Raw genomic sequence first — 19,972 nt, 5'->3', positions numbered from 1 at the left:
TAGCATCCGGATGGGACGATACCAATGGTCTGCGCTGTGCGAAGTGCGACATTCGCCCGCCAGCCTTTACTCGCTGGCCGGTCTGCCCCTATCGTTTGTCGGCCTTGTGAGCCGTGACGGCCGAATCGCCCGGGAAGCGGCGAGGGCGGGAGGAAGATTTTTTGATGAAAGACCCCGTGGACGTCCTGATCATCGGCGCCGGCGCCTCGGGCGCGGCGATGGCGTGGTCGCTGGCCGAGACCAAGATGCACATCCTCTGCCTGGAGCAGGGCGGCTGGATGAACCCGGCGGAATATCCGAGCACGGGCCGCGATTGGGAAGCCAAGTTCTACGGCGAGTGGTCGTCGAGCCCCAATGTCCGCGGCCGGCCCGAAGACTATCCCATCAACGACGACAATTCGCCGATCAAGGTCGTCAATTACAACGCGGTCGGCGGCTCGACGGTGATGTACACCGCACATTGGCCGCGGCTGCACCCCTCCGACTTCAAGGTCAAGACGCTCGACGGTGTCGCCGACGATTGGCCGATTGATTACGACGCGCTGACGCCGTTCTTCGAAGAAAATGACCGGATGATGGGCACGTCGGGGCTGTCAGGGGATCCGTTGTCGCCGCTGACGCATCCGCCGATGCCGCAGCAGCCGATGGGATTGTCCGGCGCCATCATCGGCAAGGCCATGAACAAGCTCGGCTGGCATTGGTGGCCGTCGGATACGACGGTCGCGACCACCGACTATGAGGGCCGGGCACGCTGCGTCAATCTCGGCCATTGCACGCCCGCCTGCGCGCAAGGCGCGAAATCCTCGACCGACATCACCTATTGGCCGCATGCCGTCCGCGCCGGCGTCGAGTTGCGCACCCACTGCCGGGTGCGCGAGATCACCACCGACGAGAACGGCATGGCCTCGGGCGTGGTCTATTACGACAAGGACGGCGTCGAGCAGTTCCAGCCGGCGCATGTCGTCATCGTCGCCTGCAACGGCGTAGGCACGCCGCGCCTGCTGCTCAACTCGGCGTCCGCGCGTTTTCCGAACGGCCTCGCCAATTCATCGGGTCTCGTCGGCAAAAACCTGATGTTCCATCCCTATGCGCAGATCTATGGCTATGTGAAAGAGCCGACCGACAGTAACCGCGCGCCGCCGACCTGCCTGTGGAGCAAGGAGTGGTATGACACCGACCTCTCGCGCGGCTTTGTGCGCGGCTACGGCGTCCAGTTCGTGCGCGGCGCCGGGCCGGTGTTCGAGGCCGTCGTCAGCGAGCAGAAGGGCATTCTGCCCTGGGGCGCGGATCATCACCGCGTGTTCCGCAAGCTCAACGGCCACCGGCTGGGATTTTCCGCGATCTGCGAGGATCTGCCGGAAGAGCACAACCAGGTCACGCTTGATCCCGTGCTGAAAGACAGCCACGGCATTCCTGCGCCGAAGATCAACTACACAATTTCCGAGAACAGCCGGAAGATGATGGACCACGCGCTCGCGCGCGGCCGGGAGGTTCTCGAGACCGCGGGTGCGACGGACATCTGCGTCAACTCGCCGATCCCGTGGGGCGGCTGGCACCTGCTCGGCACGGCGCGCATGGGCACCGACTCCGAACGCTCGGTCGTCAACGAATGGGGCCGCACGCACGACGTGAAGAATCTCTTCATCGCGGACGGCAGCATCTTCGTCACCTCCGGTGGCGTGAACCCAACGTCCACCATTCAGGCCCTCGCGCTCTACATCGCCGACCAGATGAAACAGCGCCTCGCCAATTTGTTCGACTGAGGCCGTCATGTCCACAGACCATCAACTCACGCGCGCCCAACGCGACGACCTCCGCACTATCGCCGTGATGATCGTGCCCGCCAGCGACGAGTACAAGGTGCCCGGCGCCGACGACTCCGCGATCCAGGCCGATATCCTTGCCACGCTCGGCCGCGACATCAGATTGGTGACGGCGGCGCTGGACCATCTGGCGCGCCTTGCAAGCCAGCCGCTCGCGGAGCTCGATGCCGCCAGGCGCGACGCGGTGGCGAAGGAATTTCGCAAGCACGGCGGCGCGGCTGCCGCAACGCTCGTCCGCGTGGTGCTGCAATGCTACTACCGCGACGACCGCGTACTCCGCTCGCTCGGGCTCGAGCTGCGCGCGCCATTCCCCAAGGGCTATGTGCTCCCGGACGGCGACTGGTCGCTGCTCGACCCCGTCAAGGCCAGGTCAGGCACGCTGCGGCAAGCGCCCTAGCCACCTCGGCAGCCCAGCCTTGCGCGCCCCAGGCGGGCCACTTGCGCGGGAGGGAACAGGCCACCATCTGTGTGAGCCTCAAGGACTTTTACCATGTTGGATTTCACCTCAGATGTCGTCGATGACGGATCGTCATCGCGAGCGGCGGTGGCTACCCCGGACAACGACCGGGCCTTGCTGGACGCCTATTCCAATGCCGTGATCGACGTGACCGACCGTGTCGGACCCGCGGTCGTGCGCGTCGAGACCGGGCCAAAAGTGCCGAACGGCCGCGAGCGCGGCGGGCTTGGTTCCGGCATCGTGATCTCGCCGGATGGGCTCGTGCTCACCAATAGCCACGTGGTCGGCGCATCGAAAGAAATTCGCCTGCGGGACGTCGAGGGCAACGTGGGCGACGCAAGGGTGCTCGGCGTCGATCCCGACACCGACCTCGCGTTGTTGCGCGCCAACGGCGTGCGCGACTTGCCCTATGCCGCGCTTGGCAACTCCAAGAACCTACGGCGCGGCCAGCTCGTGATCGCGATCGGCAATCCGCTGGGCTTCGAATCGACCGTGACCGCCGGCGTCGTCTCGGCGCTCGGGCGCTCGATCCGCTCGGTGAGCGGGCGCACCATCGAGGACGTGATCCAGACCGATGCCGCGCTCAACCCCGGCAATTCCGGTGGACCGCTGGTGTCGTCGAAGGCCGAGGTGATCGGCATCAACACCGCCATCATCAATGGCGCGCAAGGCATCTGCTTTGCGGTCGCGAGCAATACCGCGCAATTCGTGCTGTCGGAGATCATCCGCCACGGCTATGTCCGCCGCGCTTATATCGGCGTCGCCGGACAGACCGCACCGGTCCCGCGGCGTCACGCAGTGCTGGCCGGTGTCGAGAACAACATGGGCGCGCTGCTGGCGCAGATCGAGCCGGATGGCCCCGCAGCGAAAGCGGGCCTGTTGCCGGGCGACGTCGTCATCAAGCTCGACGGGGTCGAGATCAACGGCGTCGACGATTTGATCCGCGTGCTCGACCGCGACCGGATCGGCCGGCGGCTCGCCATCGACGTGCTGCGGCTAGGTCGCCTGCGGGGGATCGACATCGACCCGATCGAGCGCAAGCCACAGCGCTAGCTGCGAGCCCGTAGGCGGGGTATGACGATGTCATGCCTCGCCTTCGGATATTTGCCGCATGATGCCGGCGTATGAGACCTACGACGTCATTGTCATCGGCGCCGGCGCCGGTGGCATGACGGCTGCCGCTGTTGCTGCCGCCGAAGGCCTGCGAGTGCTGGTGATCGAGAAGACCGCCTTCGTCGGCGGTACCACGGCCTGGTCCGGCGGCATGGTCTGGATTCCGGCCAATCCCAAGATGAAGGAGGCGGGGCTTTCCGACAGCGTCACGGATGCGGTCCAGTATCTTGCGAGTACCGTGCCCGAGCCCGCCAATGCGGGCTTGCGTGCCGCCTTCCTCGCGCGCGGGCCGGAGGCGGTCGCCTATCTTGAAGCCAACACCGAAGTTCGCCTTCAGCCGGTGAAGGCCTATCCGGACTATTATCCGGAACGGCTGGGCGCGACGGCCGGCGGGCGCGTGCTGGAGCCGGTCGCTTTCGACGGCACGCGGCTGGGCGATGCTTTCGCCCGATTGCGACCGCCTCTGCCGGAGTTCACGCTGTTCGGCGGCATGATGGTCAACCGTCTCGACATCCCGCATCTGCGCCGGATTGGAAAATCCCTGCGTTCGACATTACGGGCGGCGCGACTGGTGTCCGAATACGCATTGCAGCGGCTGCGCAATCCGCGCGGCACGACACTGCATCTCGGCAATGCTCTCGCGGCACGGCTGTACGCCTCGCTGCTGGCACGGCAAGTCGAGATCCTCTTCAGTGCTGATGTCGAGGATCTGACGACGCAGGACGATCGCGTCAGCGGCGTCGTGATCCGCCATGGCTCGCGTGATCGCCTGATTGCGGCACGCCGCGGCGTGGTGCTAGCGACTGGCGGCTTCTCGCACGACGTGGCTTTACGCAAGCGCTTCTTCCCGCCTGCGGCCGGATTTGTCTCGGCGACCAACACGTCCAGCACGGGCGACGGACTTCGCTTCGCGACCACAGCCGGCGCTGCGCTCAATACGGACGCATCGAGCCCGGCCTATTGGGTGCCCGCCTCGCTATTCAGACGCGCCGATGGCAGCCGCGGCGTGTTCCCCCACACGGTGACCGACCGCGCCAAGCCCGGCGTGATCGCCGTCAATGCCGCAGGCCGCCGTTTCGTCAACGAGGCGCTATCCTACCACGAGTTCGTGCTTGCCATGCTGCGCGACGGCAATGGCGAGCCGGATCGGCCGTTCTACCTGGTCTGCGACCGTCCGTTCCTGTGGCGCTACGGCCTCGGCCGCATCAAGCCGTTCACGCGCAACGTCCGACACTACGTGGCGAGTGGTGAGTTGATCGAGGCGCCTGATATCGCGCAGCTCGCGGCGAAGATTGGAATCAACCCGTCCGCACTCGCCGCGACGGTCGCGAGCTACAATTCCGACGCGAAGGACGGCCGTGATCCCGAATTCGGTCGCGGCAGCACCATCTATCAGCGGCATCTCGGCGACGCCGCTCACAAGCCGAACCCATGCGTCGCGCCGATCCTCCGCGCGCCGTTCTTCGCGATGCGCATCTATCCGGCCGATCTCGGTACGGCCATCGGCATGAAGGTCGATGCCCATGCGCGCGTGCTGCGCGAAGACGGGACAGCGATCGCGGGTCTCTACGCCTGCGGCAACGACATGGCCTCGATCATGAACGGCAATTATCCGGGGCCGGGGATCACGCTCGGTCCAGCACTGACATTCGGGTATATTGCGGGACGGCATCTGGCGGAGGGGAGTGTGACGACGACACTCGGCGCCGCAAAGACATCCGTTTGATCGGATCCCCGCTGCATCCGCGTCATTGCGAGCGTAGCGAAGCAATCCAGAAATCGCGGAGGCAGTCTGGATTGCATCGTCGCATGGGCTTCTCGCAATGACGCGTGGAGGGAGCTCGGGTCCTAACTGCTACTCCGCAGCCGCAGCAAAGCGGCTGTTCTCCAGCTCGGCTTCCAGCCGCGCCTTCTCGGCCGCCGCGAGCCGGATGTTGGATTCCTTGACGTGACCGAAGCCGCGGATGGTCTCCGGCACACGGGCGAGGCGCGCCAGCAGCGGGAGCTGCTCCGCCTTCAGTCCGGCGATCCGCTGATCGATCATGCCGAGATAATCTTCGATCAGCTTCCGCTCCGACTGGCGCTCCGCGGTGCGCCCGAACACATCGAACGCGCCGCCGCGCAAAAACTTGAGCTTGGCCAGCACGCGGAAGGCGTGGATCATCCAGCCGCCGAACTCCTTCTTCTGGAGATGTCCGGTTGTCTTGTCGCGCTGCGCGAAGATCGGCGGTGCGAGGTGGTATTTGAGCGTGAAATCGCCGTCGAATCTCTCCGATACCTTCTTCGCGAAGCTGCCGTCGGTGTAGAGCCGTGCGACCTCGTACTCGTCCTTGTACGACATCAGCTTGAACAGATTCTTCGCCACGGCCTCCGTAAGCTCGCTGGATGCGGGCGAGGCGGCATTCTCTGCCTTGCGCACTTTGGCAACGGCCGCGAGGTAACGATCAGCATAGGCCTTGTCCTGATAGCCCCTCAGAAACTCTGCGCGGGTCGCGATGATGTCGTCGAGCGACTTTGTCGGCGCGGAGGCGCGGTTCTTGAACTGAAGCACGCTGCGCACCCGCGACATGTCGTGGGCGGCCAGCCGGCCCCAGGTGAAGGCGAGCTTGTTCATCTCGATCGCGGCGCCGTTGATCTCGATGGCGCGGAGCAGGGCCTCCAGCGACAGCGGGATGGCGCCCTTCTGGAAGGCGAAGCCGAGCATGAAGGAATTGGTCGCAATCGAATCGCCCATCAGCGCAGCCGCAATGCCGGTCGCATCGATGATGTCGAGGTTGTTCTCGCCGATCGCGTCGCACAGCACGGTCTGCATCGTGCCCATCTCGAAATCGAGGTCGGGGTTTTGCACGAAGCTCGCGGTCGGCTGGAGGTCGGCGTTGATATAGGCCTTGGTCACGCCGCGCTCGGCGCGGCTGAGCGCGGAGGGGCCTGCCGAGACGATCATGTCGCAACCGAGGATGACGTCGGCGCCGGCGGTGGTGATGCGGACGGCAGAGATATCCTCCGGCCTCGGTGCGATGCGCACATGGCTCATCACGGCGCCGTTCTTCTGCGACAGGCCGGTGAAATCCAGCGCCGAGCAGCCGCGGCCGTCGACATGGGCGGCCATGCCGAGCAGGGCGCCGATGGTGATGACGCCGGTGCCGCCGATGCCGGTGACGAGGATGTTGTAGGGGCCGTCGAGCTCTAGCACCGGAGGCAGCGGCAGGTCGGCGAACAACTGCCCGGAATCGACCGAAGAGGTCTTGACGCGCTTGAGCGTGCCGCCATGCACGGTGACAAAACTCGGGCAGAAACCTTCGACGCAGGAAAAGTCCTTGTTGCAGTTCGACTGGTCGATCTGCCGTTTGCGGCCGAATTCGGTCTCCAGCGGCTGCACTGAGACGCAGTTCGAGGCCTGCGAGCAATCGCCGCAGCCTTCGCAGACGAACTCGTTGATGAAGGCGCGCTTGGCGGGATCGGGATAGAGCCCGCGCTTGCGGCGGCGGCGCTTTTCCGCGGCGCAGGTCTGGTCGTAGATGACGACGGTCAGGCCCTTGATGTCGCGCAGCTCGCGCTGAACGGCATCGAGCTCGCGGCGGTGGTGGATGGTCGCGCCCTGCGGGAAGTAGTTGCTGTCAGGATATTTGGTCGGGTCGTCGGAGACGATCGCAAGCCGCTTGACGCCCTCGGCCCAGACCTGATGCGCGATCTGCGCGACGTTGAAGCCGCCCTCGGCGGGCTGACCGCCGGTCATCGCGACGGCGTCGTTGTAGAGGATCTTGTAGGTGATGCTGATCCCTGCAGCGGAAGCCGCGCGCAGGGCCAGCAGCCCCGAATGCGTGTAGGTGCCGTCGCCGAGGTTCTGGAAGATATGCTTCTCGCTGGTAAAGGGCGCCTGCCCGATCCAGTTCACGCCCTCGGCGCCCATATGCGAGATCAGATCGGTCCGGCGGGTCGGCATGCTCAGGGCCATGCCGTGGCAGCCGATTCCGGCCATGGCGCGGCTGCCTTCCGGCACGCGGGTCGAAGTGTTGTGCGGACAGCCCGAGCAGAAAAACGGCGTGCGGGCGAGTTTGATCGGGGCGCCGGTGGTGACGGGATGGTCGAAGGCTTCGAGCCGCGCAAGGCGCTGCTCCAGCACCGGGCTGTGATGCCCGAGCTTGCGCAGCCGCGCCACCAGTGCGGACGCAACGATGGTCGGCGTCAGCTCGCCTTCGCTCGGCAGCAGCGGCGCGCCGCGCTCGTCGCGTTTGCCCGTGACGGTCGGGCGCCTCGATGCATCGATGTTGTAGAGGATGCGCATCAGCTGGTCTTCGATGAAGCCGCGCTTCTCCTCGACCACCAGCACGTCCTGAAGACCGTCGGCGAAACGCTTCGCGCCGCTTTCTTCCAGCGGCCAGGTCAGCGCGACCTTGTAGATGCGCAGTCCCAGATCCTGCGCGTCCTTGTCGGTAATGCCGAGGTCAGCGAGCGCCTGGCGCAAATCGAGATAGGCCTTGCCGGTTGCGACGATGCCGAGCCGCGCCGGCCTGGAGTCGAGCACGATGCGGTCGAGCTGGTTGGCGCGGGCAAAGGCCTGCACCGCAGCCATCTTCGGACCGAACAGGCGCCGCTCGGCGTCCAGCGGCGGATCGGGCCAGCGGATGTTGAGGCCGCCGGGCGGCATCTCGAAATCATCGGGAAGCTTGATCTGGATCCTTTCGGGATCGCTATAGATGGAGGCCGAGCTCTCCACGGTCTCGCTGATGGCCTTGAAGCCGACCCAGCAGCCGGAGAAGCGGGACAGCGCGAAGCCATAGAGACCGAGATCGAGATAGTCCTGCAGCGTCGCCGGATTGATCACCGGGATCAATGCCGCCGCAAACACCTGCTCGCTCTGATGCGCCAGGGTCGAGGACTGGCAGCCGTGGTCGTCGCCGGCGAGCGCCAGCACGCCGCCGTTAAGTGAAGTACCGGCCGCGTTGGCATGCTTGAGCGCATCGACCGAGCGGTCGACGCCAGGGCCCTTGCCGTACCAGATGCCGAACACGCCATCGACCTTGGCGCCGGGAAAGAGGCCGATCTGTTGGCTGCCCCAGACTGCGGTCGCCGCCAGATCCTCGTTGAGGCCGGGGACGAAGGCGATGTCGTGCTGCTGGAGGTGCGACTTCGCGCGCCACAGCGCGTGGTCGTACATGCCGAGCGGGGAACCGCGATAGCCGGAGATGAAGCCGCCTGTGTTGAGCCCCTGAAGCCGGTCGCGTTCGCGCTGCAACATCGGCAGGCGGACCAGGGCCTGGGTGCCGGACAGGAAGATCCGCTTCGATTCGAGCCGGTATTTGTCGTCCAGCTCGACCTGCATCAGCGTCATTTCGGAAGTCCTTGTCTGTCGCTCGGCTCGAATTCGACTTGGGGTTTGCGCTGCGGGAGGGATTGCGGCTGCGCGACGTGAATTGTGACAGTCAAGGGGATGGCCCGGCGAAGTCAATATGGCTAGCCGCATCCGTGGCGCTCCTGCTAGTCATGGCTTGCGCAACGCCTCGAAGGTCAGGAGGTGGAGGCGATCCTGTCCAAGCCACTTCACCTTGCGTGCTGCCGCGTGATGATCCCGGGCTCGACGCTTCGCGCCGCCGCGGAATGATGTCGGGAGAGCGTCGCGGTCCGCTCATCCTCTAGGCAATTGCACGTCGCAAAGTCGTCGCACAGGGAATAAGCAGACGCCAGCGTCTCGCGTAACATTTTGAGCGCGCAACGAATTCCATCGCCGCCCATGCTCACCCACTATTGTACACAATGGCACGGTGTTTGCAGAACTCCTGGCAAAGAGAGTTCTCGCCAGGGCCTGCGTCATGTTGAACTCAACCAAGCCGACACTGGGCGTCATCAGCGCCGAGCCCGAGCCGATAAAGCTCGACTGGTCGAGCACCGCGCTCGTCATCATCGACATGCAACGCGATTTCATGGAGCCCGGCGGCTTCGGCGAGACGCTTGGCAACGACGTCAGCCAGCTTGCGCGCGCTGTGAAGCCGATCGGTTCGCTGCTCAAGGCGGCGCGCGAGACCGGCATGTTGGTGGTCCATACGCGTGAGGGGCATCTGCCCGATCTCTCGGACGCACCGCCGGCGAAAGTCGCGCGCGGCGCGCCGAGCCTTCGCATCGGCGATCCCGGCCCGATGGGTCGCATCCTGATCCGCGGCGAAGCCGGTCACGACATCATCCCGGAGCTCTATCCGCTCGACAGCGAAGTGGTGATCGACAAGCCCGGCAAGGGCGCGTTCTACGCCACCGAGCTCACCGACGTGCTGGAGAAATACGGCATCGAGAATCTTCTGGTGTGCGGCGTCACTACGGAAGTGTGCGTCAACACCACCGTGCGCGAGGCCAATGACCGCGGCTATCGCTGCGTCGTTATCTCGGACGGCTGCGCATCCTATTTCCCCGAGTTTCACGAGATGGGCTTGAAGATGATCAAGGCCCAGGGCGGCATCTTCGGCTGGGTCGCGGACTCGGCCGCAGTATTGGAGGCGATGAAGACTTCGACCACATAGGGGTATGACCATGAGCACATTGACGGGGACGGCCGGCAAATCCGAGTTCAAGCCGGTACTATGGACATCGGGCGACTGGAACGCGTTTTTCGGCTTCGGCACCAACATCCTCGTCAACATGCTGGTGCTCACGGGCCTGCTGCGCTTCGTACTGAAGATGCCGGACTCACTCGTGTTCGGCCGCATCCTGCCCGCGCTGGGGCTGATGATGTGCCTGTCCACCTTCTACTATGCGTATCTCGCCTATCGGCTGGCGCAGAAGACCGGCCGCAGCGATGTCTGCGCGCTGCCTTCTGGCGTCAGCGTGCCGCATATGTTCATCGTCACCTTCGTGATCATGCTGCCGGTGACGCTCAAGACCGGTGATCCGCTCAAGGGCTGGTCGGCGGGTCTCGTCTGGGTGTTCTTCCAGAGCTTCATCCTGATGATCGGCGGCTTCATCGCGCCCTTCATCCGGAAAATCACGCCGCGCGCCGCGCTGCTCGGCACGCTTGCGGGCGTCTCGCTGACCTTCATCGCGATGCGTCCGGCGCTCGAGATGTACATGACGCCGCAGATCGGTCTTGTCTGCTTCGCCATCATTCTGGTGAGCTGGTTCGGTGGCGTGAAATACCCGAAGAGCATTCCGGCCGGTCTGGTCGCGATCGTGGTCGGCATGATCATCGCCTGGGGCTCGAACCTGTTCGGTCTCGGCCTCGGCGGATTGAGCGTCAAGGGCGTCGGTGACGCCTTCGCCAATTTCGGCTTCTTGGTGCCGATCCCAGCAGCGAATTATGTCTTCTCCGGCTTCGAATTCCTCGGCGTCATCCTGGTCACGGCCGTTCCGTTCGGTATCTATGACCTCGTCGAGGCCATGGACAATGTCGAGAGCGCGGAGGCCGCCGGCGATGAATATCCGACCACGCGGGTGCTCACCGCCGACGGCGTGGTCAGCCTGATCGGCTGTCTGATGGGCAATCCCTTCATCAATGCGGTCTATATCGGCCATCCCGGCTGGAAGTCGATGGGCGGCCGGATCGGCTACTCGGCAGCGACCGGCATCATGGTGGTGGTCCTGTCCTGGTTCGGCGTCATCTCGGTGCTGCTGGCGCTGGTGCCTGTCGTCGCGATCTCGCCGATCCTGCTCTATATCGGCATGCTGATGACCGCGCAGGCATTCCAGACCACGCCATCGAAGCACGCGCCGGCCGTGGCGCTGGCCTTTACGCCGCATCTCGCTGCCTGGGCCAAGCTCCAGATCGACACCATGCTGGGCTCGACCATGAATGCGGCAGCAACTGTCGGGGGCATGGCTGCCGACAAGGCCGACGCGGTCAAGGCCGCCGCGATCGCCGCCCTTCCGCAGCAAGGCGTATTCTATCACGGCCTCGAAGTCATGGGCGGCGGCTCCATCCTCGGCGGCCTGATCCTGGGTGCGATCGGCGTCTTCATCATCGAGCGAGATTTCGAAAAGGCGTCAGCCTTCGCCCTTGTCGGCGCAGTGCTGACCTATTTCGGCTTCATGCACGGCGAAGCGGTCGGCATCGGCGGCTTTGGTGTGACGCCTGCGGTCGCGTTTGCCTATGCTGTGGTGGCGTCCGGCCTGTTTGCCGCGAGCAAGCTTGGCAGCACCGAGCATTATGTCGCGCATCCGGAGATGCACGCCGCGCCGGCGGAGTAGGCCGGATGGCAACAAAAATGCCCGGGCGACCTCGTGTCGTCCGGCCATTTGGTTGCGGTGCCATTACCCGCCCTTGACCGCTCCCACAGTGAGCCCGGCCACGATCTGCCGCTGAGCAAATACCGTGAGCAGCAGCACGGGAAGCGTGACGATCAGCGCGGCGGCGGCAAGCGGTCCCCAGCTCAGCTGGTCGAACGAGATCATGTTATAGACGGCGACGGGCAGGGTGCGCGTCTCGCGTCCCGCCAGCACGATGCCGAACACAAAATTGTTCCAGGAGAAGATCACCGCGAGAATGAAGGCGACCGCGATGCCCGGTTTTGCGATCGGCAGCGCGACGTGACGGAACACCTGCCAGCGCGTGGCGCCGTCGATGAGGGCCGCTTCCTCCAGCTCCATCGGCGTCGTTTCGAAATAGCCGATCATGATCCAGATCACGATGGGCACCGTCACCACCAGATGGATGATGATCTGCGACACCAGGGTGCCGAGCAATCCCAGCCACTGGAACAGCAGGAACAGGGGAATCAGGTAAGACAGGCCTGGCGTGATGCGGGCGATCAGGATCACGATCGCGGATTTATGCGCGGCCATGCGCGCGATGCCGTAGCCGGCGGGAACGCCGACGATCAACGCAAGCATTGTCGCGCTGCCGGTCACGATCAGGCTGTTGATGAAATAGGTCAGAAAGCGGTTGGAGGCGAGCACGTCGGCATAGTTCTTCCAGGCGATATGTTCCGGAAAGAACACCGGCGGGTAGGCGGCGTTGTCGATCTCGAATTTGAGCGACAGCGACAGCATCCAGAGGAAGAACAGAATCGCCGGCGACACGATGACGAACACAGAAAGCCACAAGCCGATTTGGCCAAGGATCTGCCTTGGATCGATTTGACTTGGATTGATTTGTCTTGGGTTGATTTGACTTGGGTTCATGCGCCGCTCGCGATTTCGGTCCACAGCATACGCTGCCGGACGTAGAGCATCACCGCGGCAAGCAGGACGATCAGCAGGAAGAACACGACCGCGATCGCCGAGCCGTAGCCGAGGTCGTAGTAAGAGAAGGCGACGCTGTAGAGATAAATGTTGATTGTCTCCGACGCCGAGCCAGGTCCGCCCTGCGTGATCGCGAAGATGATGTCGAAGCTTTTTACGGCGTCGATCATGCGGATCATGCCGGCAATGAACAGGAATGGCATGATCAGCGGCAACGTGATGAAGCGGAAAACCTGCCACACGCCGGCGCCGTCGATCTGCGCGCTCTCGTAAGGTTCGGTCGGGATCGCAGCGAGGCCGCCGAGCACGATCAGCATCACCAGCGGCGTCCATTGCCAGGTCTCGACCAGCACCAGCGAGGGAATCACCGTTGCCGGATGAAACACCCAGAGCTGCGCGGGGATGCCGACCAGCGACAGCAGATAGTTGAGCACGCCGAGTTGCGGGTGGAACATCATGGTCCAGACCAGCGCGATCGCCACCGGGGTCGCCATCATCGGCATGATGAAGACGCCGCGTAGCAAGCCACGCCCGGCGAATTTCTGGTGAAACACCACGGCTGCGAATGTGCCAAGCACGAGCGGCAGCAGCACGGACAGCACGGTGTAGACCAGTGTATGTCCGATCGCCTCGATAAAGCGGGGATCGTTGGTCAGCCGAAGATAATTGGAGAATCCGACGAAGGTGGTCGATGAACCGACCTTCCATTCGTTCAGGCTCATCCAGATGGTGAACACCCACGGGAAGATGATGATCGCAAGCACGACGACCAGCGCCGGCACCACGAACGGCCAATAGGACGGTGGCCGCAATTCCTTCCCCGGCGCGGCATCAGACGGTGCCGCGCCCGGAGTCGCTTGTGTCAACGTACTCACGCCTTTTCGCTGCGCTCCAGGATCGGCCGGTACTGATCGTTGGCCTTCTTCAGTTCGGCTGCGGGATCGGCGCCGGACAGGGTCGCGGTGAGTGCCGCGCCGACGATGTCGCGGAATTCGGCGACCGGAATCACGACGGGAAGGCCGAGCTTGCTGATCTTGCCGGAGTCGATCACCGACTGCAGCCATTCCTTCGGCATCTTGACGCCGCTCTGGACCTCCGCATCGTTCAGGATCGAGTTGCGGAACGGCACGCCGCCGCCAGCCTGCAACAGCCGCGCGCCTTGCTTCTTCGAAACGATCCACTGGCAGAGCAGATAGGCGGCTTCCTTGTTCTTGCTCGCCGCGGCGATGCCGATGCCGTCGCCATAGGTCGCCGAATATTGGCCCTTCGGTCCGGCCGGCACGACCGTGTAGCCGACCTTGCCGACCACGCGTGATGCGGCCGGATCTTCCAGCGGCGGCGCCCAGCCGACGCCGTCGATCCACATCGCCGAACGTCCTTGCGTGAACGAAGCCATCGACTCCATCCAGTTGAAGCCAGCGACGCCGGGCGGGGCGACTTTCGTCAGCAGCTTTTGATAGAGTTTCGTCGCAGCGACCGCTTCTGGGCCGTCGGTCAGGATGTTGCCCTTGGCATCGAGGAATTCGCCGCCATAGTCGAGGAAGAAGTTGGTCCACAACGTCATGTTGGCGTTGCGCAAGCCGCGCCCGACGAAGCCGAAGATGCCTTCCTTGGTGTCAGTGAGCTTCTCCGCTGCCGCGGCCATCTCGTCGAGGGTCTTGGGGACGGCGACACCCTTCTTCTGGAAGAGCTCCTTATTGTAGTAGAGGATGAAATAGTCGACCGACCAGGGCAGCGACAGCATCTGGCCCTTGTCGTTCTTGGCGTATTGCAAGCCGGCGGCCGAGAAATCGTTCTCGACGAGATCGGGCGCGGTCAGCGTCGGATCCTTCATGAAGGGTGTCATGTCGGCGAGCCAGCCGGCCTTCTCGAACTGTCGCTTCTGCACGTGATAGCTGATATGGACCACGTCGAAGCTCGGCCGGCCCGAGGTGAGCTCAATGACGCATTTCTGGCGCTGCTGCTGCTCGGGGATCTGCTCGGATTCGACCTGGATGCCGGTGAGGTCGGTGAACTCCTTGACGTATTTTTGCAGGTTGTCGCCGCGCGGCCCCTTGGCGAGGATCACCTCGAGCTTGGTCCCGGCGTATTTCTTCCAACTCACTTCGGCGCGCGCGGGAAGCCCGGTGAGGCTGAGCGCGCCAGCCGCCGCGGTCCCCGTCAAAAGCGTACGGCGCGAGATCTTATGGTCAGCCACGTTAGTCCCTCCCTATGATTCAATTCTTTGGGAGGGATACTAGCGACCGTTCCACGCCTGCCTAGTCCTAATTTGCGCGTTACGGTCGCACCGCCGGCGCTTCCATCGGCATGCCGCGCGCCCGCGACATCAGATAGAGCTCGAGCGCGACCAGCTCGGGCGCGCCGTAGTCATAGGCCTGGGCCCGGACACCGATCATGCAGCTGCGCAAGCGCCGCTCCAGCGATCCCAGCGTCTGCCACTCCAGCCGATAGAGCGGATAGCCGGTCGGCTGCGCTTGCGTGATCGGCGAGCCTGCGAGGCGCTTGTCAAAATTGTCGTCATGGCAATTGGTGCAGGCGAGGTTGAGTTGACCTTCGCGCTGCATGAAGAGGTTGCGGCCCTGTTCGACGAAGGGCTTTGCTTGCGGATCGTCGCCTGCGGTGATCGCGACGCCGCGCGACTGGCGGGCAACGAAGGCGGACAGCGCCAGAATGTCGCGGCTCTCGTAAGACAGCGGTGTTGCCTGCTGATGATTGGCACGGCAGAGATTGATGCGCTGGTCGAGCGTGACGGGGCGCGCCAGCGCCTTGTCGAAAGCAGGGTAGCGCGCCGCGACGCCCTTCATGCTGCTCCGCGCATCGGCGATCCAGGCCTCCTGCACCTTGTGCAGCGAGGCACCGGAGGCGAGCCCTTCGATCGTGGTGATTCTCTTGCCCTCGGCCTCGGCGACCGAAATCCCGCAGGAGCGGGTGGCGACCCCGTCCATGTGAACGGTGCAGGCGCCGCATTGTGCGATGCCGCAGCCATATTTTGGTGCCGGTCAGCCCGGCATTCTCGCGGATCACCCAGAGCAGCGGCGTATCCGGCTCGACGTCGAGCGTGAAGGTTTTTCCGTTGATTGTTAGGTTTGCCATCGCAAGTCCCCTGATCGGTCCATCCACCGAAGGATCCAAGGGTGCAATTTGTCCGGCATACTGGAACTGTTCAAATCAAGAGTCCGAGGGATGGTTGCCGAAGATTTTAGCGGTGGCGGGAAGATTTTTGATCCGGCGGGGTTGTGCGCGCTGTGCGAAGGTCGCCCAAATCGCGCCATCTCCCTGAACGCCAATGGCGCAGTCTGGAGGGACGTCAGGGGTCTCGATAGATTGTCCCTTTTGCCGGGGTGCAAGACGGTCGTGCTCTGATACACTGCGGCCAGACAAAAGGAGTTCCATGAAGGTGCCGAGCCCCTGCAACGTGTTGATGCTCTATCCGCTGTTCACGGCGGAGTCGTTCTGGAGCTTTGGTGAGTCCTGCAAGCTGATGGGTGTGCGGCGTCCCGCCGCGCCCTTGGGCCTGATCACCGTTGCGGCGATGTTGCCGGAGAACTGGACCGTTCGCCTGATCGACTGCAATACACAGCCCTTCAGTGAGGGCGACCTGGCCTGGGCCGACGTCGTCTTCACAGGCGGAATGCTGCCGCAGCAGGCGGACACGCTGCGGTTGATCGAGCTCTGCCGCGCGGCCGGCAAGCCGGTGGTCGTCGGCGGTCCTGATCCGACGTCGAGCCCCCACATCTACGAGCAAGCGGATTTTCGGGTGCTCGGCGAGGCCGAGAGCGTCATCGACGAATTCATCGCGGCCTGGGACAGCGGCGCGCGCTCCGGCGTTTTCACCGCGCCGAAATTCCAGGCCGACGTCACCACGACGCCGGTGCCACGCTTCGACCTGCTCAAATTCGAGGACTATCTCTATCTCGGTGTGCAGTATTCCCGTGGTTGTCCGTTCACCTGCGAGTTCTGCGACATCATCGAGCTTTACGGCCGCGTGCCGCGGACCAAGACGACCGAGCAGATGTTCGTCGAGCTCGAGCGGCTCTACCAGATGGGTTACCGCGGCCATCTTGATTTCGTCGACGACAATTTCATCGGCAACAAGAAGTCGCTGCGCCAGTTCCTGCCTCAACTCGCCGAATGGCAGCGCGCGCACGGCTATCCCTTCGAATTGTCCACTGAGGCCTCGGTCAATCTGGCCGACGATCCCGAACTGCTGGAGCTGATGGGCGCTGCGAATTTCTTCGGCATCTTCGTCGGCATCGAAAGTCCGGACCCCGCAACGCTGGTCGCGATGCGCAAGAAGCAGAACACCCGGCGGAACATTGCGGAGAGCATCCACAAGATCTACCGCGCCGGCATGCTCGTCACCGCCGGCTTCATCGTCGGCTTCGACAGCGAGAAGGTCTCGATGGCGGACGCGATGGTCGATTTCATCGAAGAGGCCGCCATCCCGGTCGCCATGGTCGGCTTGCTCTATGCGTTGCCGAACACGCAGCTGACGCGGCGCCTTGCCAAGGAAGGCCGGCTGCACGCGGACCACGATCTTGCATCGACCACGGGCGGCGACCAGTGCACCGGCGGCATCAATTTCGATCCGGTCCGCCCGCTGCGCGACATCCTGACGGACTACAAGATGGTGCTGGAGCGCGTCTACAGCCCGGCGGCCTATGCAAGTCGTGTCGACAAGTTGATGACGCTGCTCGACCGTTCGAGGCAGCGCCCCGAGCTCGCCGAGGGCGACATTCGCGCGCGGGTCGGGGCGATGGAGACGGTGCACCGCGTGGTCACTGCGATCCCCGAGGCGCGCGGACCGCTCTGGCAGACCTTCATGAATTGCGCCAAGCGCGACACCTCGTCGGCACGCATCGCAGTGCAGATGATCGCGGCCTATGCGCATCTCGGACCGTTCTCGCGCAAGGTCATCGATGCCATCGACGCACGGCTGGCCGCACTGGACGAGGAGATGCCGGGTCCGGTCGTTGCTGCCAGCGCGGCCGTGGCACCAAATCTGGCCTGACCTCCGAAAAACCAAGAACGCTTGCTCGCCGGCACTGCATCAATTGCGGCGGCCTATGGCGAGACATTGCGTCAATGTGCCCCCGCTGCCGGCGCCGAAATTCGCGGTCGCAAGTGTGAGCCCCTCGCTTGACACTGCAACAACCTGGAGGTGATCGTGGTTCGACATAACACCGATTGTGGCGGCAACAGCTTCAGCGGAGTGCGGCATGCCTTGGAAGGTGATCGGCTGGTCGGTCGCGGCGATCGTTGCGATCTTTCTGACATTCAACTATCTGCCCTCGTTCGTCGCCGACTCCCTCTACAAGAATGTCGACGACATCACTGACGGGGAGATGCCTGCCACCGTCACCGCCTTTCAATCGGGACCGGAGGTCGTCAGCACGATCGGCGGTGGCGGCGAGGGGCTGAACTGCAGCCTTCCGGCCGCGACCAACATCTTTTTTGATGGAAGCGGAGACTCCGGGGGCAAGCGCCACTTGGTCCTGCAGCGCTTCCGGCAGGCCTGCGTCTTTCATGACCTCTGCTACCGCCATGGCCTTGCCACTTACGGCTATAACCAGAACGATTGCGATCGCATCCTGCAAAATGCCGCGTTCCGGCTCTGCCTCTATATCCGCAACGGCAGCGAGGCGAGCAGCGCGACGCGCTGCCAGACCGACTCGAAGATGGTGCTGGCAGGCGTCAGCATGGGCGGATACAACGCTTTTCGCGGCTGGGATCGATCGACCTATTTCGAGTTCGAATCCGATCCATTCCGCTCGGACGGCTTCGAGGCCAGCCGCGTCGTGGATCATCCGTTCAAGTCCGTCGATCCCGTCAAATATCGCAACGACCCGGATCAGGTCATTCTGTCGTTCGAGAACGTTCGATCCGACATCGCCGTCACGTGCATGACTTGCGCGAAGCTGCCGGTCTTCCGCTATACGCAGGATCCGAACGAGGTCAGCGCCGAACTGCGTTCGGTGGGCGTGACGAAGCTGCCGGAAGCGCTGCTCAAGCGCGAGCCCATGCTGTCGGAAACCGTCCCGATATGGCTGCCACCACGTCGTCATCATGCGGCGCCGCACTTGCTGGTCGACGGTGCCGGCAAGGATCACCTGATCTGGATGAGCCGGAACGATCCGCAGAACACCGTGTCCTGCATCGTTCTTGCGGACGCGGCGCGACTCCTCACCACGACCTTGCCGACGCGCGATCTCTGCTCGAAGGATGCCGGCCCGTCCCTGACCATGGTGGAGGTCGACATGTTCGCGACATCGCCACTTCCGATGGAGCTTCCCGGCGCTGCCGACCCGATCTACGCAACCGCAATCAGTCCGCAGATGACGCTCGATCACGACCTCAGCTTCTGCGCGCGCTCGGCATCCCGGCCGATCGATCCTGCCGGCAATGACGACCGGTCCAAATGCATCAACTTCTCCGGAGACGACGTCAGCAAGGGCGCAGCGCTCGGGGCATTCCAGAATTTTCCAATTGTGCGCTCCGGGCAGCAGATATTCTTCGCGCGGGATGTCGACCAACGGACGTCCTCGCCGCTGACGGCGATCCGGCAGCGTGCGCTCGGCAATACTTATTCACCAGGTGGGGCGCTGCTCGTGATCGACGTCGCGCCGCCGGTGACGCCCAAGGGACCCGTCTCGGCCAAGCTGAAAAAGATCGTCCGGTTCAACATCGACGATCGCTTCGATCCGATGATGCCGATTACCCGCAAGGTCGACGATTTGCGCTTCCTGAGCCTGGAGGCATCGAAACAGACCATGCGCCTTCACATGATCGATTTCGCCATGGACAACCCTGCCGTCGGCGATGTCCGGCTGACGATGGGCGGCGGTGATGTGGAACTGGATCGCTCGTGGGCGGCAAGACCCCCGATGGTGCTAGAAACCAGGGAAGCTCATCCCAGAACCAAGCTGGTGTTCTCGCGTGGCGACATCGCGATCGAAGAGCGTAAGCCCGTCGACCCCGACGCGACGACGGAAGCGTTGACATTACAGACTCTGGTGTTCGAGCGCGACGCGGCTGCGCCTTCTGACGCGCCATTCGTGAAAACGGCGGGCGCAGCTTGCACGATTACTTACGAGTTCGCACCGCATCACACCGACTGGCCCTGTTATCGTGCGTTCGATCCGGAACGTTCGATGCGGGCATCGCCGGCTGCGAGAATGCAGGCATCCCAGATGCTGGTCGGGCATTTCTCGCAGGGCGGTGGACACGGCATCGCGTTTCCCGATGCGTGCCTGAAGTCGGAGCCCATCATCCTGATGCCGCAAGGAGGGACCTTCGCACCCGTGAGCGACACTGCAGGTTGGGCCGGTCCGCCGAAGCTGAGACGGACGGTCAAATGCGAGCCGCTCGATGGTACCGCCATCGTGAGCCGGCCGATCGCGCAGAAGGCACCGTGAAA

The 19,972-nt window shown here is 63.7% G+C and carries 13 protein-coding genes; 8 read left to right on the top strand and 5 right to left on the bottom strand.

The genetic code is table 11. The features are described from left to right. The first annotated feature begins 164 nt into the window (after positions 1–164). The 4 genes from JJE66_RS26235 to JJE66_RS26220 all read left to right on the top strand — a co-directional run bounded on the left by JJE66_RS26235 (position 165) and on the right by JJE66_RS26220 (position 5,119). Positions 165–1,763, top strand: coding sequence for a GMC family oxidoreductase (locus tag JJE66_RS26235; protein ID WP_200517349.1), 1,599 nt, complete (start codon positions 165–167; stop codon positions 1,761–1,763). Between the two features lie 7 nt (positions 1,764–1,770). Next, positions 1,771–2,220, top strand: a complete 450-nt coding sequence (locus tag JJE66_RS26230; RefSeq protein WP_200517348.1) for a hypothetical protein — start codon at positions 1,771–1,773, stop codon at positions 2,218–2,220. A gap of 93 nt (positions 2,221–2,313) precedes the next feature. Next, on the top strand, positions 2,314–3,333 hold the full coding sequence (locus JJE66_RS26225; protein ID WP_200517347.1) for a S1C family serine protease: 1,020 nt from the start codon (positions 2,314–2,316) through the stop codon (positions 3,331–3,333). A 58-nt stretch (positions 3,334–3,391) separates the two neighbouring features. Beyond that, positions 3,392–5,119: an FAD-dependent oxidoreductase gene (locus tag JJE66_RS26220; RefSeq protein ID WP_200517346.1), complete on the top strand. Its 1,728-nt coding sequence runs from the start codon at positions 3,392–3,394 to the stop codon at positions 5,117–5,119. A 129-nt stretch (positions 5,120–5,248) separates the two neighbouring features. On the opposite strand, the gene JJE66_RS26215 is transcribed toward JJE66_RS26220, so the two are convergent. After that, entirely contained in the window at positions 5,249–8,725 is a 3,477-nt protein-coding gene (locus JJE66_RS26215; RefSeq protein WP_200517345.1) for an indolepyruvate ferredoxin oxidoreductase family protein, read from the bottom strand. A gap of 478 nt (positions 8,726–9,203) precedes the next feature. Between JJE66_RS26215 and JJE66_RS26210 the strand changes: the two genes are divergently transcribed. Then, positions 9,204–9,902 carry a cysteine hydrolase family protein gene (locus tag JJE66_RS26210; RefSeq protein ID WP_200517344.1) on the top strand — a complete coding sequence of 233 codons (699 nt, stop codon included), beginning with the start codon at positions 9,204–9,206 and terminating at the stop codon, positions 9,900–9,902. Positions 9,903–9,912: 10 nt separating this feature from the next. Then, entirely contained in the window at positions 9,913–11,562 is a 1,650-nt protein-coding gene (locus JJE66_RS26205) for a regulator (RefSeq protein ID WP_200517343.1), read from the top strand. Between the two features lie 63 nt (positions 11,563–11,625). On the opposite strand, the gene JJE66_RS26200 is transcribed toward JJE66_RS26205, so the two are convergent. The 4 genes from JJE66_RS26200 to soxA all read right to left on the bottom strand — a co-directional run bounded on the left by JJE66_RS26200 (position 11,626) and on the right by soxA (position 15,500). After that, positions 11,626–12,450 carry a carbohydrate ABC transporter permease gene (locus JJE66_RS26200; protein WP_200518779.1) on the bottom strand — a complete coding sequence of 275 codons (825 nt, stop codon included), beginning with the start codon at positions 12,448–12,450 and terminating at the stop codon, positions 11,626–11,628. A gap of 41 nt (positions 12,451–12,491) precedes the next feature. Continuing rightward, entirely contained in the window at positions 12,492–13,430 is a 939-nt protein-coding gene (locus JJE66_RS26195; protein WP_200517342.1) for a carbohydrate ABC transporter permease, read from the bottom strand. Then, positions 13,427–14,752, bottom strand: coding sequence for an extracellular solute-binding protein (locus JJE66_RS26190; protein ID WP_200517341.1), 1,326 nt, complete (start codon positions 14,750–14,752; stop codon positions 13,427–13,429). Before JJE66_RS26190 ends, JJE66_RS26195 begins: the two co-directional genes overlap by 4 nt. A 79-nt stretch (positions 14,753–14,831) precedes the next feature. Then, on the bottom strand, positions 14,832–15,500 hold the full coding sequence (gene soxA / locus JJE66_RS26185; protein ID WP_246756530.1) for a sulfur oxidation c-type cytochrome SoxA: 669 nt from the start codon (positions 15,498–15,500) through the stop codon (positions 14,832–14,834). Positions 15,501–15,946: 446 nt separating this feature from the next. Between soxA and JJE66_RS26175 the strand changes: the two genes are divergently transcribed. Then, entirely contained in the window at positions 15,947–17,566 is a 1,620-nt protein-coding gene (locus JJE66_RS26175; protein WP_200517340.1) for a B12-binding domain-containing radical SAM protein, read from the top strand. Between the two features lie 208 nt (positions 17,567–17,774). After that, positions 17,775–19,970 (top strand): hypothetical protein, encoded by a 2,196-nt coding sequence (locus JJE66_RS26170; RefSeq protein WP_200517339.1) that lies wholly within the window; start codon positions 17,775–17,777, stop codon positions 19,968–19,970. Positions 19,971–19,972: the final 2 nt, after the last annotated feature.

The sequence above is a fragment of the Bradyrhizobium diazoefficiens genome (assembly GCF_016612535.1).
Taxonomy (GTDB): Bacteria; Pseudomonadota; Alphaproteobacteria; order Rhizobiales; family Xanthobacteraceae; genus Bradyrhizobium; species Bradyrhizobium diazoefficiens_C.
The sequence above is the reverse complement of the archived record's forward strand: the minus strand, read 5'-3'. Positions and strand labels throughout refer to the sequence as shown.

What these genes read in the sequence shown, in the direction of transcription:
- JJE66_RS26220 (WP_200517346.1), top strand. Translation starts at nt 3,392, where the DNA reads ATGATGCCGGCGTATGAGACCTACGACGTCATTGTCATCGGCGCCGGC.
- JJE66_RS26205 (WP_200517343.1), top strand. Translation starts at nt 9,913, where the DNA reads ATGAGCACATTGACGGGGACGGCCGGCAAATCCGAGTTCAAGCCGGTA.
- JJE66_RS26175 (WP_200517340.1), top strand. Translation starts at nt 15,947, where the DNA reads ATGAAGGTGCCGAGCCCCTGCAACGTGTTGATGCTCTATCCGCTGTTC.
- soxA (WP_246756530.1), bottom strand. Translation starts at nt 15,500, where the DNA reads ATGGACGGGGTCGCCACCCGCTCCTGCGGGATTTCGGTCGCCGAGGCC.
- JJE66_RS26235 (WP_200517349.1), top strand. Translation starts at nt 165, where the DNA reads ATGAAAGACCCCGTGGACGTCCTGATCATCGGCGCCGGCGCCTCGGGC.
- JJE66_RS26210 (WP_200517344.1), top strand. Translation starts at nt 9,204, where the DNA reads ATGTTGAACTCAACCAAGCCGACACTGGGCGTCATCAGCGCCGAGCCC.
- JJE66_RS26230 (WP_200517348.1), top strand. Translation starts at nt 1,771, where the DNA reads ATGTCCACAGACCATCAACTCACGCGCGCCCAACGCGACGACCTCCGC.
- JJE66_RS26225 (WP_200517347.1), top strand. Translation starts at nt 2,314, where the DNA reads ATGTTGGATTTCACCTCAGATGTCGTCGATGACGGATCGTCATCGCGA.
- JJE66_RS26215 (WP_200517345.1), bottom strand. Translation starts at nt 8,725, where the DNA reads ATGACGCTGATGCAGGTCGAGCTGGACGACAAATACCGGCTCGAATCG.
- JJE66_RS26170 (WP_200517339.1), top strand. Translation starts at nt 17,775, where the DNA reads ATGCCTTGGAAGGTGATCGGCTGGTCGGTCGCGGCGATCGTTGCGATC.